Source organism: Micromonospora sp. NPDC047465, from assembly GCF_040643125.1.
Taxonomy (GTDB): Bacteria; Actinomycetota; Actinomycetes; order Mycobacteriales; family Micromonosporaceae; genus Micromonospora.
In genome coordinates, this window is the sequence record NZ_JBEYTP010000078.1 from 1 (window position 1) to 17,220 (window position 17,220).

Consider the following 17,220-nt stretch of genomic DNA (forward strand, 5'->3'; position numbering starts at 1 on the left):
ACAACCCCCCGAACCGGAAGCTCATTCCCACGCTCCGGCCTCCAGGACTTTCGCCCCGTTTCGTCCGTTCCGCGCTGGCAGAGAGAAAGTTACGCGTCCCGCGGGAAGATCGTCAAATCGGCGACCGGCGTCGCGCGTCACAGCCGGGACCGCAGCCTGCCGCCGCGATCGAAGCGGGCGGCAGGCCGACGCCAGTCCGTTGACCGTCGGGAGACGCTGCGGGCGGCGCGGCCGGACGTGGTGGTGGTCTGCGTCCCCCGCACACACCCACCTGCCGATCGCCCTGGGCTGCCTCGCCGCCGGCGCCGCCGAAGAAGCCGCCGGTGCTGTCCACCGCCGAGCACCGTGAGCTGGCCGCCGCCGGTGCAGGGCGTGCGCGTGCAGCGGCTTGTAGGTGCGGTAGCCGTGCGGGTGCCGTCCGCCGAGCACCGTGGGGGCCGCCGCCCCCGCGGCGACGGGCCGGGCGGGCCAGGTCGGCTTCGAGCCCTCTCGGCTCGGCGGTGCTCGCGAGCCGACCGACGGTTCGAGCTAGGCGACGCGGCGTCGTCACCGGCGTCCCGACGGTCGCGGGCCGGCAGCGCCCCGACGCCTACCACGCGCGGGCGCCATGGGCCGGCCCGCCTGACGCTAGTCCACATCAGACACGTTGGCCTCACCTGCCTGTACGCCGCGTGGGACACCACCCCGGGAAGTAGTCGACACCTACGGCGGCTCCGCGGCCGGCACGATCCGTCCCGCGGGGCCGCCGGGCGGGGTCACCCCGTTCCACAGGCCCGCGCGGCGGCGGTAGCGTGGCGCCACATCACGGCCCGTGGCGCGGACTCCCCGCCGGTGTGGCGCTCGCGATCGTACGGAGGAGGGTGCATGTCCCACGGCGAGCAGCCGTTCGCGGCACGCGAGGACGCGACCTCGCGGCCGAGCTTTGACCTCGCACTGCGCGGCTACGACAAGCGGCAGGTCGACCGGTACGTCGAACAGGTCGACGGCGAGCGGTCGGCGCTGGCCGCCGAGCGGGAGCGGGCCTCGGGCCAGGTGCGGGAGCTGACCGCCGAGCTGCACCGGCTGCACGCGGAAGTCGCCGAGCTGCGCGAGCGGCCGGCGCAGCCGGACCGGGCGTCCTTCCGCGACCTGGGACCGATGGTCGACCAGATCCTGGCCCTGGCGGAGAAGCAGGCCGGGGTGATCACCGACGCCGCCGGTCAGGAGGCTGCCGAGCTGCGGGCCGAGGCGGAGCGGTCGCTCACCGAGGCACGGGAGCACGCCGCCACGACGCTGCGGGAGCTGGCGGAGGAGGCGGAGGCCCGGCGCGCCCAGGACGAGCAGGAACACGAGGAACGCCGCGCCAACGCCCAGGCCGAGCTGGCCCGGATCCGCGAGGCGGCGGAGCGCCTGCGGGCGGCCGGCGAGGCGGCCCACGACCACGCGCTCCAGGAGGCCAGGCGGATCGACGAGCAGAGCGCCCAGCAGCTCGAACAGGCCCGCGCCGAGTCCGAGGCGTTCCTGACCGCGGCCCGTACCCAGATCCAGCAGGAGGTGCAGGCGGCGCGCGCGAAGACCCAGCAGGAGCTGGGCCAGTGGCAGGCCGGCGTGGAGCGGGAGATAAACGAACGGCGGGCCGCCGCCGAGCAGGAGGTCACCGAGCAGCGCGTGGCGGCGGAGCGGGAGCTGGCCGGCCAGCGCTCGGCGGCCGAGCAGGAGATTGCGACGCTGATCGCCGAGGCGCAGCAGTACGCGGCCACGTTCCGCCAGCGCGCCGACGAGCAGGCCGCGGCCCACCAGCAGCAGCTCGCCGCGGCGCAGCAGGGCCTCCGGGACCGGCGGGAGGCGCTGGCCCGGTTGCAGTCCGAGCTGGAGACGGCGCAGCAACAGCTCGCCCAGGCGCGGCAGGACAGCGCCAACGCCGAGCGGGAGTTCACCGACCTGCAACAGCGCCTCGCCGAGACCCGGCAGGAGTTGGCCAACGAGCAGCACCGGCTCGACGAGGTGCGCCGGGCCGCGGATTCCGCCGAGCAGCACGCCAAGGAGGTCCGTGCCCGGGTGAAGCGGGAGGCGAAGCGGGTGGCGGACCTGGCCGCGGCGGCGGTCATGGCGGCCGCCACGGGTGGCGCGGAGACCGCCGAGTACCCGCAGGTCGGTGCCCGTGCGCGCGGTGACCGGCCGGCGGCGTCCGCCGTCGAGGCCGTGGGCGGCGGGGCCGGCTACGCGGCAGGCGGCGTCGAGGCCGGGGCGGGCGGGTCCGGCGGCGCGGCGGGGACCCCGGCCGGCGACGCGGGGCGGGCACCGGCCGACGAGGAGGGGCGGTCCCCGGGCGGCACCGTGGCGCAGCCGCCGGCGGACCGGGTGGTCGCCCCGGGCTGACGCGATACGACGTGCTGGGGCTCCTGGCCGGCGTCGAGCCGGCGGGTCGGGGAGGTCCCGGCACTCGCTGGTCAGGTCGCGGGCGAGCGTGGCCTCGTGGGCGCGGAGCGGCTGGGCGGCGCCACCGACCAGAACTCGTTGCACAGCGAGGTCGCCCCCGACGGTGCCCTACACTCGCTCGCGGCGGGCGGTAGCGCAGAGGTCGTCGCGCCTCCTTGGCAGGGAGGAGGACGCCGGTTCGATTCCGGCCCGTCCGCCGCCCGGGGGCGTCGTCCCGCCCGGTCCGTGCGGGCCGTAGCGCAGCGGTCGTCGCGCCCGGTCTCCAAAACCGGGAGGACGCCGGTTCGAATCCGGCCGGTCCGCACCCCCTACACTCCCCGGCGAGCGGGTCGTAGCGCAGCGGTCGTCGCGCCCGACTGCTATTCGGGAGGACGTCGGTTCGATCCCGGTCGGCCCGCTCCCGAAGGGAACGGGGACGCCGAGATGGAGCGCCGACGCGAGCGGGAGCGGCACCTGCGGCTCCTGCGGTACGCCTCGCCGCCGGGCATGGTCGCCGCCGCCACCGCCCGCCGCCACGCCGGGGACTGGCGGGGCGCGTGCCGGGCGGCGCTGGTCGACGCGCACATCGACCTGCCGGACGTGGCCTCCCGGTACGGCGGCGGCGAGGCCGCCCGGATCGAGGGCGAGCTGCGCGGCCTCGCCCCGGACCTGCTGCGCCGCTTCCTGCCCCGCACCGACTCGCTGGCCCTCCTGCCGCGGGCCGTCGTCGTGCTCACCCGGCTGCCCGGCCCGGTCCCGACGGGCGCCGAGCCGCCCGACTCCGGCGTTCCGCTGCTGGTAGCGACGCTGCCGCTCACCGACCGCGCCCCGCAGCGGATCGGGCTGCGGGTCACCGACAGCCGTCGCCTGCCGCCCCGGTGGCACGACCTGCCGGGCTGGTGCTGGGACGCGGCGGCGGTCGACGCGCGCCGCTGGGCGTACGGCGCCTCGGCCGCCCGGCTCGCCTGGCACTCGCCCGACGGCCACCCGTACCGATCGGGCGGCACGGGTGGGCCGGCGTTTACCGGCGACCGGGCCGCGGAGGTGGAAGCCCTCGCCGCGCTGCTGTCGGCGGGACGACCGGTGGCGGCGTACGAGGCGGCCGGGTCTACCGTCGACGCCGACGAGGCCCGGCAGCACGCCGCCTGGTTCGCGGCCCCGCTCGCCGCCCACGCGCCGGCGCTGCCCGTGCTCGCCCACGAGGCCCGCCGCCTCGCCCACCGCTACGGGGCGACGACACAGGTCAGCGCGGACCGCCGGCTCGCCGTCGAGGTCGCCGCCGACGGCCGACCGACCGTCCGCAGGGCGAGCTGGCGCGATCCGGCCGTCGGGCCGTGCGCCTTCGGGATACCGGGGCCGACGGACGTGGCGCTGCTGCGTCGGGGCGACCTGACGCCGGACGAGCTGCACCCGTTGGTGCACGAGGCGTTGTTCCCGGGTCGGGCGCAGGCGTGGCGGGCTGCGGCACCTGCGCCACCCGCACCGATCCGGATCCGGTGCGGGCCCGACTGGCACGTCGTCCGCCCCGCCGACGGACGCCTCGCCACCCCGCACCACAGCGACGAGGAACTGCGCCGGGAGTTCCTGCTAGCCGGGCTGGGCGGGCCGCTCCGGGGGTGCGCGGCGGCGGTGCGGGCCTGGCGCACCGGGGCGAGACCGGTGCCGAAGGAGATCCGCAGGCTCCGGCAGGACGTCTTCGCCCGCGCGTTGCACGGCGACACCGACGGCGTGCTCGCCCTGCTCGCCGACGGTCTCGACCCCGGGCTGCGCGACGGCGCGGGCGGCACGCTGATGCACTGGCTGTCCCACCTGGACCACACGAGGATGCTGCCGGCGCTCGCCGCCGCCGGTCTCGACGTCGACGAACGCGACCGGGACGGCCGCGTCCCGCTGCACGCCGCCGCGGTCGCACTGGACACCGAGGTGATGGCGGCCCTGCTCGCGGCCGGCGCCGACCCGGACGCCGTCGACGCGCAGGGCCGCACCCCCGCCGGGCTGCTCGCCGCCACGCGGAAGCTGACGCGACGAAGCTGATGCGACGGTAGTCGACGCGCGGTAGTCGACGCGCGGAAGCTGACGCGACATAGTCGACGCGCTGTCGGTGGCCTTCGGTATGCTCCCGCGCGGCGAGGCCGTAGCGCAGAGGTCGACGCGCCTTGACAGCAAGCTGGAGGACGCCGGTTCGAATCCGGCCGGTCTCGCCGCCACCCCTTCACGAAGGAGCACCGTGTCCGTCGACCGCGCCGAGTTGGCGGCCTGCCTGGCCGTCCTGGCCCGGCTCGACGACGCCGACCTCGACGGGGCGACCCGGCAGGAGTTGGAACGGGCGGTCACGGCCGCCCACCGGGGAGTGAAGAAGCGCGCCAAGGCCCGCCGGGACGCCGCGACCCGGGCGGCGGACCGGGCGCTGCTGGCCGGCGCCACCCGGTTCCACACCGAGATCCCCGACGTCGCCCCGCCCGTTTCCGGCCGACCCGCCGCCCTGGCCGGGGACGGCGCGGACCACGACGTGGTGGAGCGCGGGTCGTTGCGTCGGGAGCGGCACTGCTACGTGTGCAAGCTGCCCTACCGCCGGGTGGACGTCGACTACCACCAGATGTGCCCGCCGTGCGCGGCGGAGAACCGCGAGCGGCGGCACGCCCGTTGCGACCTGACCGGGCGCACCGCCGTGGTGACCGGCGGCCGGGTGAAGATCGGCTTCCACACCGCGCTCAAGCTGCTCCGCGACGGCGCCGACGTGGTCGTGACGACCCGGTTCCCCCGGGACGCCGCCCGCCGCTTCGCCGCCGTGCCGGACGTGGACGACTGGGCCGACCGGCTCTACGTGCACGGGCTGGACCTGCTCGACCTGGCCGGCACGCTCGACTTCGTCACGCTGGTCGGCCGACGCTTCGCCGGGCTGGACATCCTGGTCAACAACGCGGCGCAGACGCTGTACCGGCCGGAGGCGTACCACCGGGAGGTCCGGGCGGCCGAGTCGACGGCGTTGGAGGGGCCGGCGGCGCGGATCGCGATCGGCGCCGCGCCCGCCGCCACCACGGCGCGGCGGCTGCCCGCCGGGCTGGACGCGTTCTTCCCGGCCGGGCAGGTCGACGAGACGGGCCAGCCGCTCGACCTGCGCGAGGTCAACTCGTGGGTGCTCAGCGACGCCGACGTGAGCCCGCACGAGTGGTTGCAGGTGCACGTGGTCAACGCCTTCGCGCCCTTCCTGCTCACCTCCCGGCTGCGCCCGCTGATGCAGGCGAGCGCCCACCCGCAGCGGCACGTCGTGCAGGTCTCGGCAATGGAGGGCAGCTACAGCCGCTCCGGCAAGACCACCCGGCACCCGCACACCAACATGGCCAAGGCGTCGCTGAACATGCTGGTCCGCACGGTCGCCCCCGACTACCTGACCAGCGGCATCCACATGAACAGTGTGGACACCGGCTGGGTCACCGACGAGCGGCCGCACCCCGGCAAGACCGCCCAGCGTGACCTCGGGTTCCGGCCGCCGCTCGACGTGGTCGACGGCGCCGCCCGGGTCTACGACCCGATCGTCCGGGGCGTCCGCGGCGCGCCGGTGAGCGGCCAGTTCCTCAAGGACTACCGGAGCGTGCCCTGGTGACCCGTCCCACGCCGGTGCGGTGCCCGGCCATCGCCGACCCCGACGCCGGGCTCGCCGACCCGGCCGACTTCGACCCGCTGCTGGTCCGCCTCTCCGTGCCGGACGCGGTGGTCGCGCCCGAGGAGTTCCCGCGCGGCGCGGTGCAGCCCGACGGCCGGCTCGACCTGTGCAAGCAGGGCGTCGGCCCGGCGCAGACCGCCCGGATCGTGGCCGCCGCGGTCGACTCGCCGCTGGTGCGGCACCTGCTGCTGGGCACCAACGGCCTCGGCGCGGAGGGCGCCCGGGCGGTCGCCGAGGCGCTGCGCCCGGGGCACCACCTCGAGACGCTCTACCTGGGCTGCAACCGGATCGACCCGGCCGGGGTCGACGCGCTCGCCGCCCGGCTGGCCGGCGACCACACGGTGCGGGCGCTGTGGCTCAAGCGCAACCCGGTCGGCGACGAGGGCGTCCGGCGGCTCGCCGCCGCGCTCGCGGTGAACTCCACCATCCGCACGCTGGACCTGGTCAACGTCGGGATGAGCGTACGCGGGCTGGCTGCCCTGGCCGAGGCGCTGGCCGACCGGGAGCGGCCGGTGCAGCGGCTCTTCCTCGGCGGCAACGGCTTCGGCCCGGACGCGGTGCCGGTGCTCGGCGCGCTGGTTCACTCCGCCGGGGTCCGGGAGCTCTACCTGGCGGCGAACCACCTCGGGGACGCCGGCGCCGCCGCCCTCGCCGAACTGGCCGACGGGGTGGAGGTGACGCTCGGTCTGGGCGGCAACGGGATCACCCCGGCCGGGGTGACCGCGTTGGCCCGGCACCTCGGCGCCTGGCGGGCGCTGGACCTGGCCCGGCCGCCTTCGGAGCGGGCTCTCGGGGCGCGCGGCAACGTGGTCGGCGACGAGGGCGCGGCGGCGCTCGCCGACGCGCTGCCCGCCGCCCGGCTGCGCCGGCTGGACCTGCGGCGTACGGAGATCGGTGGGCGGGGCGCGAAGCGGCTCGTCGAGGCCGTCGAGGGCCACCCGACGCTGGAGTACCTGGGCATCAACGGGGGCGTGCCGCGCCGACAGCGTCGCCGGGCCTCGGCCCTGCTCGCCGAGCGGCCGGTCACCGCGCCGCACCAGGACATCCGGGCGATCGCGAGCGTCTACCGGTGAACCCGCCCGTCGTCGACGAGATCCGCACCTGGCAGCGCGTCCGGCGGTACGCCGTGCCGGCCGCGATGGTCGAGGCGTGCGCCGCGGCCCGGGAGGCAGGTGACTGGCGGGCCGCCTGCGCGGCCGGACGCATGGACGTGGCGTTCGACCTGGCCGAGGTCGCCCGGGAGCACGGCCGGGCCCGTGCCGACCGGATCGAGGCGGACCTCGGCGTGCTCGCCCCGGACCTGCTGCGTTGGCACCTGCCGCGCGTGCTCGGCGGCCGCACCAGCGTCGCCACCCACCAACGGTTCGTGCTGTCCGCCGTGGACGGGCGGTTCGACGACCGCGACGTCGCGCTGATGGTGGACACGCCGAAGACGGTCGACGGGTCGCAGCGACTGCGGCTGACCGTCCGCCCCACACTGCGCGAGGGCTACCCCCGGCAGGACCTGCCGCCGGTGTACTGGAGTGCCGCGCACGTCGACGGACTCGCCGGCGCGTACGGCGGCTCGCCGGGCCGGCTGCCCGGCCTGGCGGCCGACGGCACGGTCCGGCCGTTCGGGTCGTACGCGACGGTGGTCGACCCGGGCGACCCGGCGAGCCGGGCCGAGGTCTTCGACCGGCTGGTCGCCGGCGGCGAGATGGTCGAGGCGTGGGCGGTGGCCGGCGTCGACCTCGACCCGGAGGCCCCGGAGACCTACTACCTCAACCGCGAGGTCGCGAGCGCCGCCCGCGGCTGCCTGGTCCCGCTCGGGCTGGACGCCGAGCTGGCCCGGCTGGAGGACCGCTACGGCGTCGACCGGGTGATGATCTGGTCCGGGGGGCGGCCGGTGGCCGAGGTGCACCGGCGGGGTGACGGCAGCGTGGCCGCCGCGTTCGTCGGGTACGAGCGGGAGCACTTCACCCGTCCCCGCTTCGCCGGCGTGGTCCACGAGCGAGCCGCCGACCTGGATTTGCTGCGACACGGCCTGCTCCACCCCGCCGAGCTGCACCCCCTCGTGCGCCGGGCCCTGTTCCCGTCGGCACCGGACACCGTCCCGTCACCGGGCGACCGCCCGCCGGTGCCGGCGGTACGGCTGTGCGCGGCGCAGGGCGGGACGGCACGGCCGGGGGCGCCCGGCCTGCGGGTGGAGGTGCCGGTGCGGTGCGGGGGCGGCTGGCACGTCCTCGTCCACGGCGACGGCCGGCTCGACCCGGTCTCGCACACCGCCGAGGAGGTCGCCGGGGAGGAGCTGCTGCGCGCCCTCGGCGGGCAGTCGGCGGGCTGCTTCGCCGCCGTGCAGGCGTGGCGCGGCGGGGCCGGCCGGTTGCCCCGGCCCCTACGCGAGCTGCGGCGCGACGTGCTGCTGCGGATCCAGCACGGCGGCGCGGCGACGTTGGCCGCGCTGCTGGACGCGGGGCTCGACCCGAGGATGGGCGACGGCCGGGGCGGCACGCTGCTGCACCACCTGCGCGCGGTGGAGGACGTCTCGCTGGTCCGACGGCTGCTCGACGCCGGCGTGCCGATCAGGGCCGGGGACCGGCGGGGCCGCACCGCGCTGCACGTGGCCGTCGGCGACGGCGGCAGCCCGGAGCTGGTCCGCGCGCTGTTGGACGCGGGCGCCGACCCGGACGCCCTCGACGAGGACGACTACAGCCCCCGCGAGCTGGCCGAGGGGAAGGCGAGCATGTACGACGACGACGGCGAGGACGTGCAGCCGGTGTTCCGGATCCGGGACGTGCTGGCGGAATGGGTCGACGGATGACGGCGGCCGGGCCGGCGCTGGCCGCCGCCGACGACCTCGTCGCCGCCACCCGCGCGTGGCGGACGGAGCCGGCCGCCGACCCGAAGGTCGAAGCGCTGGCCCTGGCGGTGTCGGCGAACCTGCCGGTGCTGCTGTGGGGCGAGCCGGGCATCGGCAAGTCCGCCACCCTCCAGCAGCTCGCCGACGGGTTGGGCCTGCCGTTGGAGACGGTCATCGCCAGCGTGCACGAGCCGTCGGACTTCGCCGGGTTGCCGATCGTCGGGGACTCCCCGGCCACCGACGGGGTGCCGATGGCTCCGCCGGACTGGGCGGTCCGGCTGGCGCGTACCGGATCGGGGTTGCTCTTCTTCGACGAGCTCTCCTCCGCGCCGCCGGCGGTGCAGGCGGCGCTGCTGCGGGTGGTGCTGGAGCGTCGGGTCGGCAGCCTCGCGCTGCCGGCGTCGGTGCGGATCGTGGCGGCCGCGAACCCGCCGACCAGCGCGGCGGACGGCTGGCACCTCGCCCCGCCGCTGGCGAACCGCTTCGTGCACCTGCACTGGACCCACGACGCGCGCACGGTCGCGCGGGGCCTGGCCGGCACGTGGCCGGCGGTGACCGTGCCGGAGGTCCGGCCCGGGCGCACCGCGACGGCGCTGGCCAGGGCGCGCGGCGCGATCGCGGGTTTCCTCACCGCCCGGCCGGGGCTGACCCACCACCTGCCCGCCGACGCCGAGGCCCGCGGCGGCGCGTGGCCGTCGCCGCACACCTGGGAGATGGTGCTGCGGCTGCTCACCGTCCATCACGCGGCGGGGACCGGGGCGGAGGCGCTGGCGCTGGCGGTGATCGGCGCCGTGGGCGACGGCGCGGGGTTGGAGTTCGTCACCTACCTGGAGAACCTGGACCTGCCCGACCCGGAGCGGGTGCTCGCCGACCCGGCGGCGTTCCGGCTGCCGGAGCGGGGCGACCGGCAGTTGGCGTTCCTCACCGCCGTGATCTCCGCGGTGCAGGCGAAGGTCGACCGGTCCCGCTGGGAGGCCGGTTGGGTGGTGCTGGGCAAGGCGGTCGAGGCGGGCGTGCCGGACGTCGCGGCGCGCGCCGCGATGGACCTGGCGGCGCTGCGCGACACCTCGTGGCCGGTGCCGCCGGCCATCCACGCCTTCGCGGACGTGCTGCGGTTGTCGGGACGCCTGGCCGGATGAGTGCCGGCGGCGGCCGGCTGGACCGCACGAAGCTGCTCGCCGCCCGGTTCCGGGCGGCGCAGGACCGCCCCTACCTGGCCACCGCGCTGTACAGCGTCACGGTGGTGGAGTCGCCGGACGTGCCGACCATGGGCGTCGACCGGCACTGGCGCTGCTACGTCTCGCCGGGGTTCGTCGACCGGCTGCCCGTGGCCCAGCTCGCGGCGGTGTGGATCCACGAGGTGGCCCACCTGCTCCGCGACCACCACGGCCGGACCGACCGGCTCCCCGTCGGGCAGCGGCGCGACCACCACCGGGTCAACGTCGCGCAGGACTGCGAGATCAACGACGACCTGGTGGCCGACCGGCTGCCGCTGCCGCCGGACCGGATCGAGCCGAAGACCTTCGGGCTGCCGGCGGGCCTGCTGTTCGAGGCGTACCTGCCGATGCTGCCGCCGCAGGTGTGCGAGGCCGGGGCGCACGACTGCGGATCCGGGGCGCACGGTGTCGACCGGCCGTGGGAGCGCGACGGCGCGGGCGGCGTCAGCGTGGTGGAGGCGGGGGCGATCCGCCGGGAGACGGCCCACGCGGTGCGCGCGCACGTCCGCTCCCGGGGCACCGTCCCGGCTGGGTGGGAACGCTGGGCCGCCCAGGTGCTCGAACCCCGGGTGGACTGGCGGCGGGCGCTTACCGGCGCGGTACGCGAGGCGGCCGCCTGGGCCGGCGGCGCGGTCGACTACACCTACCACCGGCCCTCCCGACGCGCCGCGGCGACCCGCGGGGTGGTGCTGCCCAGCCTGCGCCGACCGGTGCCCCGGGTGGCTGTCGTGGTGGACACGTCGGGGTCGATGGGCGAGTCGCAGCTCGCCGCGGCGCTCGCCGAGGTCGCCGGGGTGCTCCGGGCGGTCGGAGTCGGCGGCAACCGGGTCACCGTGCTCTCCTGCGACGCGGCCGTGCACGTCGTACGGCGGGTGCACACCGTCGGCGAGGTGCGGCTGGCCGGGGGCGGCGGCACCGACATGCGGGTCGGGATCGAGGCCGCGCTGCGCGACCGACCGCACATCGTGGTGGTGCTGACCGACGGATTGACGCCGTGGCCGGCGGCGCCGCTCGAGGCGACCCGGGTCGTCGCGGGGCTGATCGGGGCGGGCGCGCCGCTGCCGCCGTCCTGGATCGCCAGCGTCACGATCGACGACTGACCCGGCCCGGTCCGCGCGCCGCCACGGCCGCAGACGGGCTGGTCCAACCAGTTGACGGGTTGATGTGCGCTGCGCCACACTCCTCGGCATGGACTTCGCCCCCGTCCCCCGCTCCTCCGTCTCCGACCACGTCTTCGGCCAGATCCGCGACGCGATCGTCAGCGGCTCCTACCGCCCCGACGACGCCCTGCCCGGCGAGCGGGAGTTGGCCGCCACCTTCGGGGTCAACAGGCACGCCGTCCGCGAGGCGCTGCGCCGGTTGCAGCAGCTCGGGCTGGTCCGGGTCAGCCAGGGCGACGCGACCCGGGTGCTGGACTGGCGGGTGCACGCCGGGCTCGACCTCGCGCTCTCCCTCACCCGCTTCCACGACACCCTCCCCGTCGACACCCTCGTCCGGGACATGCTGGAGATGCGGGCCTGCGTCGGGGTCGACGCGGCCCGGCTCTGCGCCGAGCGCGGCGACCCGGCGGCCCGGGCCGCGATCCCGCGGGCCGTCGAGGAGTACGCGGGGCTCGCGCCGGACCTGGCGGGGATGGGCGAGGCGACCATCGTGCTCTGGCGGCACATCGTCGCCGGCTCCGGCAACACCGCCTACCTGCTGGCCTTCAACAGCCTGGTGGCCGGCGCGCTCGCCGTCGGCGAGGTGCCACCGGAGCGGCGCGCCGCGGAACTGCTCGACGTCGCACGCCACCGCCGGCTCGCCGACGCCATCGTCACCGGCCGGGCCTCCGACGCCGCCCGCGAGGCACGCGCCCTGCTCACCGCCCCCCTCACCACCCCCGCCGCACCGCCGAGAAGGGAAGCCCGGGCATGATCCCCGCCGTGCTCTACGCCGTACCGGCGTTCCTGCTCCTCATCGCCGTCGAGGCGCTCTCCTACCGCTTCGCGCCCGACGACGACGAACGCGGGTACGAACTGCGCGACACCGCAACCAGCCTGACCATGGGCGCCGGCAGCCAGATCATCGGCGTGCCGTGGAAGCTGCTGACGATCGGCCTCTACGCCGCCGCGTACACGGTCGCGCCGATCCAGCTCTCCCCCACCAGCGTCTGGACCTGGGTCCTGCTGTTCTTCGCCGAGGACCTGGCCTACTACTGGTTCCACCGGTCCCACCACGAGGTGCGGCTGCTCTGGGCCGGGCACGTGGTGCACCACTCCAGCGTCTTCTTCAACCTCTCGACCGCGCTGCGGCAGAGCTGGACGCCGATAACGTCGATCCCGTTCTGGCTCGGGCTGGCGCTGCTCGGCATCCCGCCGTGGATGATCTTCCTCCAGCAGTCGGTCAGCCTGCTGTACCAGTTCTTCCTGCACACCGAACGGATCACCGTCCTGCCCCGCCCCGTCGAGTGGGTCTTCAACACGCCGTCGCACCACCGGGTCCACCACGGCGCCAACGCCGAGTACCTGGACCGCAACTACGGCGGCATCCTGATCGTCTGGGACCGGCTGTTCGGCACCTTCGAGCCGGAGCGCGCCGCCGTCCGGTACGGCCTGACGAAGAACATCGACACGTACAACCCGCTGCGGGTGGCGACCCACGAGTACCGGGCCATCTGGGCAGACGCGCGGGCCGCCTCGTCCTGGCGGCACCGGCTCGGCTACGTGCTCGGCCGGCCCGGCTGGCAGCCCGTCCCGCACGCGCAGCCGGTCGCCGTCCGATGAGGCGGCTCTGGCCGTTCGGCGTGGTGGCCGCCGTCGAACTGATTGGCGTCGCGGCCGACGTGACCGCCCTGCAGTGGCTGGCCAAGCCCCTGCTCGCGCCGGTGCTGCTGGCGTACCTGCTGCGGGCGCGCCGGCGCGTCGACGGGGTCGCCGTCGGGCTGGTCTTCGCCACCGCCGGGGACGTCGCGCTGCTGCTGTCCGGCCGCACCGCGTTCCTCGTCGGCATGGGGTGCTTCCTCGGCGCCCAGGTCGGCTTCCTGACTGCCTTCCTGCGGCACCGCCGGCCGCCCGTCGCGGCGGTCGTCGGCTACCTCGTCTGCTGGGCGGCGGCCAACGTCGCGCTGTGGAACGCCCTCGGCCCGCTGCGGCTGCCGGTCCTCGGCTACAGCCTCGCGCTCGGCCTGATGGCCGCCGCCGCGACCGGCGTCTCCCGCCGGGTGGCCGCGGGCGGGGCGCTGTTCCTCGTCTCCGACCTGCTGATCGGGCTGGACGCCGCGGGCACCACGTTGCCCGGCCACAGCCTGGCCGTGATGACCACCTACATCGCCGCCCTGCTGCTCATCACCACCGGATGGGCCGAGGCGACCGGCCGCACGCGCGGCGCCGCCGACCTCGCACAGGTGCTCACCGCCCCGGCCGTGCCGCCCTCCCGTCGGCCGATTGTCCGGGGGTGAGCCGCACCCGGCGCAGCAGTTGCGCGTTGACCGCCACCACGACGGTGGAGGCGGACATCAGCACCGCCGCGACGGCCGGGCTGAGCGCGATCCCGGCCCAGGCCAGGACGCCGGCGGCCAGCGGGATCGCCACGACGTTGTAGCCGGCGGCCCAGGCCAGGTTCTGGATCATCTTCCGGTACGAGGCGCGGGACAGCCGGAGCACGCCGATGACGCCGCGCGGGTCGGAGGAGGCCAGGATGACCCCGGCCGACTCGATCGCCACGTCGGTGCCGGCGCCGATCGCCAGGCCGACGTCGGCGCGGGCCAGGGCGGGAGCGTCGTTGACGCCGTCGCCGACCATCGCCACGGTCAGCCCGCGGGCCTGCAGGTCGGCGACGGCCCGGTCCTTGTCGGCGGGGAGCACCTCGGCGAAGACCTCGTCGACGCGCGGCCGGAAGCCCAGGTCGGCGGCGACCGCCTCGGCGACCGGCCGGGCGTCGCCGGTGATCATCGCGATCGTCCGTACGCCGTGCTCGCGCAGCTCGGCGATGGCCGCGCGGGCCTCCGGGCGGACCTCGTCCTCCAGGGCGAAGGCGCCCACCGCCTCGGGTCGCCCGTCGGCGGGCAGCCGGACGAGGTGCAGCACCACCGCACCGCGCGACGACCAGCCCCGGGTCACCGTGGCGAGATCGTCCGGCACCGCCGCCCCGACCTCGCGCACCAGGGCGGGGCCGCCGACCGCCCAGGAGGCGCCGTCGACGACGGCCCGGACCCCCCGGCCGGGCAGGGACCGGAAGTCCCGGGCGGTCGCCCGCAGCCCCCGGTCCTGCGCGACCTTCACCAGAGCCTTGGCCAGGGGGTGTTCGCTGTCGGCCTCGACCGCGCCGGCGATCCGCAGCACCTCGTCCTCGGTGGTGCCGGTGGCGGCAGCCGTGGCGGTGACGGTGTGGGCGCCCTTGGTCAGGGTGCCGGTCTTGTCGAACAGCACCGCGTCGACGGTGCGCATCCGCTCCAGGGCGAGGCGGTCCTTGACCAGGATGCCGGCCTTGGCCGACACCGCGGTGGACAGCGCGATCACCAGCGGGATGGCCAGCCCGAGGGCGTGCGGGCAGGCGATCACCAGCACCGTCACCGACCGGACGACGGACTGGTCCGGGTCGTCCAGCACCCACCAGGCGGCGAAGGTGACCAGCGCGGCGGCGGCCGCGACGTAGAACAACATCGCCGCGAACCGGTCGGCGAGGACCTGCGCCCGACCGCTGGACGCCTGCGCCTGCGCGACGAGCCGACCGATGCCGGCCAGCGCGGTGTCCTCGCCCACCGCGTCGACCCGGACCCGCAACGCGGAGTCGGTGGCCACCGTGCCGGCCACCACTCGGTCGCCCACGCCACGCGGCACCGGCCGGGACTCCCCCGTGATCATCGACTCGTCCAGCTCGGCGGCGCCGTCGACGATCGAGCCGTCGGCCGGCACCCGGGCACCGGAGCGGACCAGCACCGTGTCGCCCACCCGCAGGTCGGCCAGCGGCACGCGGTGCGGGGTGCCGTCGTCGTCGAGCCGTTCGGCCTCGTCGGGCAGCAGCGCCGCCAGCGCGGCGAGGGCGCCCTGCGCCTGGCCGATCGCCTTCATCTCCTGCCAGTGCCCCAGCAGCATGATGGTCACCAGCGCCGCCAGCTCCCACCAGAAGTCCAGGTCGAACGCGCCGAGGCTGGTCGCCAGCGACGCGGCGTACGCGACCGTGATCGCCATCGAGACCAGCAGCATCATCCCCGGGGCGCGGTCGCGGACCTCCCGTACGGCGCCCACCAGGAACGGCCAGCCTCCGTAGAGGAAGACCACCGACCCGAGGACCGGGCCCACCCAGCTCCGGCCGGGGAAGTCCAGGGTGTAGCCGAACCAGTTCATCACCATGTGACTGGTCAGCACGATCGGCACGGTGAGGGCGAGGCACAGCCAGAACTTGCGGCGGAACTGCTCCGGGTCGTGACCGGCGTGCTTGTCGTGCCCGCCGTGCCCCGACTGCTCGCCGGATCCGCCGTGCCGGCGGGGCCCGCCGTGGTCGTCGGGCCCGCCGTGCGCGGCTGGGTCGTGGCCCTGGCCGTCGCCGCCCGGCGAACGGGCCGCGTCACGGTGCGGGCGGAACGCCCGTGCGAACACCCGAAACCCCCGTTCCCGCGGCCACACCGGGCCCGGGCCCACCGGCCGCCGCCACCGCTGTCGGGGCCGGGGCGGGCGGCCCGCGTGCGACCGGACGCACGGACCACTGTAGGAGAACCGGGGGTCACCCGGCCGGGGATCACCGCGATCGGCGGGAGGCCGGGCCACGCGCCGCCCGGCGGACGGGTTCAGCGCCGGCTCACCGCCACGCGGTCTCCTCCGCCACCTGTACGCGGTCGAGCAGCGGCCGCCACCAGCTCTCGTGCTCCCGGTACCAGGCGATCGTCGCCTTCAGCCCGTCGTCGAACCCAATCCTCGGCTCCCAGGCCAACTCGCGGCGCAGCTTGCCCGAGTCGAGCAGGTAGCGCCGGTCGTGCGAGGGCCGGTCGGGCACCTGTCGCTTCAGCTCCGCGCCGAGACCCAGCTCCCCCAGTACGGCGTCGGCGAGCGTCTCGACGTCGACCTCGACGCCGCTGCCCACGTTGTACGTCTCCCCCAGCCGGCCGTGCAGCAGCACCGCCTCGACCGCGCGGCAGTGGTCGGCCACGTGCAGCCACTCGCGGCGGTTGCGGCTGGAGGCGTAGACCGGCAGCGGCATGCCCCGCAACGCGTGCGTGACGAACAGGGGGATCACCTTCTCCGGAAACTGGTGCGGGCCGTAGTTGTTGGAGCAGGTGGTGATCGTGAAGGGGATCCCGTAGGTGTGCCCGAAGGCCCGCACGGCGTGGTCGCCCCCGGCCTTCGCCGCGTTGTACGGGGTGCGCGGCAGGTAGGGCGAGTCCTCCGTGAAGGCGCCGGGGTCGTCCAGCGCCATGTCCCCGTACACCTCGCAGGTGGAGATCTGGTGGAAGCGGATGCCGTCGCGGCCGACCCGCCGGACGGCCTCCATCAGGGCTACCGGGCCGAGCACGTTCGTCTCGAAGAAGGTCGTCGGGCCCAGCACCGCGCGGGAGTTGTGCGACTCGGCGGCGAAGTTGACCACGACGTCGACCCCGTGCTCGCGCAGCGCCCGCGCCACGGCCGGCTCGTCCCGGATGTCGCCCTGGACGAAGGTGACCGCGTCACCGACATCGGCGAGGTTGGCCAGCGTGCCGGAATACGTCAGCAGGTCGAAGGCGATCACCCGGTCGCGCGGGTGGGCGCGGCGCCAGTGGCGGACGAAGTTGGACCCGATGAAGCCCGCCGCGCCCGTCACGAGAATCGTGCTCATTGATCTCTCCTACCTTCGCCCGGCGGGCCTCCGAGGTGGCATCGGAGGGTCCGTCGGCGACGTCCGGCCAGTCCATACGACGCGACCCGCCGGCGGCGGGCCTCGCGTGGGTGGTTCACCCGGACGAGTCTGCCCGGCCGGCCGGTGGAACGGGCCGCCAGCCGGTGCGCGTATGCCCGCAGCGTCGCCGCGGAGGGTGACCGTCGCAGGCGCGGCCCGGTGCCCCGACCCGGCCCGGGCCCGGTGGCCGGCCGCCGGCGCGGAGCGTCAGCGAGGGGCCCTTCCTCTGCCGGAGGCGTGCGGAAGGGCCCCTCGCT

At 76.1% G+C, this 17,220-nt stretch carries 12 protein-coding genes and 4 tRNA genes; 14 read left to right on the forward strand and 2 right to left on the reverse strand.

Going from position 1 to position 17,220, the window contains the following annotated elements; all coding sequences use genetic code 11:
* The first annotated feature begins 864 nt into the window (after nt 1-864).
* The 14 genes from ABZ793_RS33220 to ABZ793_RS33285 all read left to right on the forward strand — a co-directional run bounded on the left by ABZ793_RS33220 (nt 865) and on the right by ABZ793_RS33285 (nt 13,553).
* The gene (locus ABZ793_RS33220) at nt 865-2,358 is read left to right on the forward strand and encodes a hypothetical protein (RefSeq protein ID WP_357464699.1); all 1,494 of its coding nucleotides are present in this window, start codon (nt 865-867) and stop codon (nt 2,356-2,358) included.
* Between the two features lie 184 nt (nt 2,359-2,542).
* Nucleotides 2,543-2,615: transfer RNA gene (locus ABZ793_RS33225), tRNA-Ala, on the forward strand.
* 30 nt (nt 2,616-2,645) lie between these two features.
* Nucleotides 2,646-2,722: transfer RNA gene (locus tag ABZ793_RS33230), tRNA-Trp, on the forward strand.
* 20 nt (nt 2,723-2,742) lie between these two features.
* A tRNA-Ser gene (locus ABZ793_RS33235) sits at nt 2,743-2,817 on the forward strand.
* Nucleotides 2,818-2,841: 24 nt separating this feature from the next.
* Nucleotides 2,842-4,431, forward strand: coding sequence for an ankyrin repeat domain-containing protein (locus ABZ793_RS33240; protein ID WP_357464701.1), 1,590 nt, complete (start codon nt 2,842-2,844; stop codon nt 4,429-4,431).
* A gap of 94 nt (nt 4,432-4,525) precedes the next feature.
* Nucleotides 4,526-4,598: transfer RNA gene (locus ABZ793_RS33245), tRNA-OTHER, on the forward strand.
* Nucleotides 4,599-4,624: 26 nt separating this feature from the next.
* Nucleotides 4,625-6,001 carry an SDR family NAD(P)-dependent oxidoreductase gene (locus tag ABZ793_RS33250; protein WP_357464703.1) on the forward strand — a complete coding sequence of 459 codons (1,377 nt, stop codon included), beginning with the start codon at nt 4,625-4,627 and terminating at the stop codon, nt 5,999-6,001.
* Nucleotides 5,998-7,134, forward strand: a complete 1,137-nt coding sequence (locus ABZ793_RS33255; protein ID WP_357464705.1) for a gala protein — start codon at nt 5,998-6,000, stop codon at nt 7,132-7,134. Before ABZ793_RS33250 ends, ABZ793_RS33255 begins: the two co-directional genes overlap by 4 nt.
* Complete coding sequence (locus ABZ793_RS33260; RefSeq protein WP_357464707.1) at nt 7,131-8,861, forward strand: ankyrin repeat domain-containing protein; 1,731 nt, start codon at nt 7,131-7,133, stop codon at nt 8,859-8,861. The genes ABZ793_RS33255 and ABZ793_RS33260 overlap by 4 nt, the downstream gene beginning before the upstream one ends.
* A complete protein-coding gene (locus ABZ793_RS33265) occupies nt 8,858-10,039 on the forward strand; it encodes an AAA family ATPase (RefSeq protein WP_357464709.1) in 1,182 nt (393 codons plus the stop codon). The genes ABZ793_RS33260 and ABZ793_RS33265 overlap by 4 nt, the downstream gene beginning before the upstream one ends.
* Nucleotides 10,036-11,217, forward strand: a complete 1,182-nt coding sequence (locus ABZ793_RS33270; RefSeq protein ID WP_357464711.1) for a VWA-like domain-containing protein — start codon at nt 10,036-10,038, stop codon at nt 11,215-11,217. Before ABZ793_RS33265 ends, ABZ793_RS33270 begins: the two co-directional genes overlap by 4 nt.
* Nucleotides 11,218-11,305: 88 nt before the next feature.
* Complete coding sequence (locus tag ABZ793_RS33275) at nt 11,306-12,031, forward strand: GntR family transcriptional regulator (protein WP_357464713.1); 726 nt, start codon at nt 11,306-11,308, stop codon at nt 12,029-12,031.
* Nucleotides 12,028-12,879, forward strand: a complete 852-nt coding sequence (locus ABZ793_RS33280; RefSeq protein ID WP_357464715.1) for a sterol desaturase family protein — start codon at nt 12,028-12,030, stop codon at nt 12,877-12,879. Before ABZ793_RS33275 ends, ABZ793_RS33280 begins: the two co-directional genes overlap by 4 nt.
* Nucleotides 12,876-13,553, forward strand: a complete 678-nt coding sequence (locus tag ABZ793_RS33285; RefSeq protein ID WP_357464717.1) for a lysoplasmalogenase — start codon at nt 12,876-12,878, stop codon at nt 13,551-13,553. The genes ABZ793_RS33280 and ABZ793_RS33285 overlap by 4 nt, the downstream gene beginning before the upstream one ends.
* Here the strand turns inward: ABZ793_RS33285 and ABZ793_RS33290 are convergent.
* Together ABZ793_RS33290 and rfbB are read right to left on the reverse strand one after the other, a co-directional pair.
* Nucleotides 13,504-15,693, reverse strand: coding sequence for a heavy metal translocating P-type ATPase (locus ABZ793_RS33290; protein WP_357464719.1), 2,190 nt, complete (start codon nt 15,691-15,693; stop codon nt 13,504-13,506). The genes ABZ793_RS33285 and ABZ793_RS33290 overlap by 50 nt on opposite strands.
* Nucleotides 15,694-15,892: 199 nt before the next feature.
* A complete protein-coding gene (rfbB, locus tag ABZ793_RS33295) occupies nt 15,893-16,903 on the reverse strand; it encodes a dTDP-glucose 4,6-dehydratase (RefSeq protein WP_357464721.1) in 1,011 nt (336 codons plus the stop codon).
* Between the last annotated feature and the right edge of the window lie 317 nt (nt 16,904-17,220).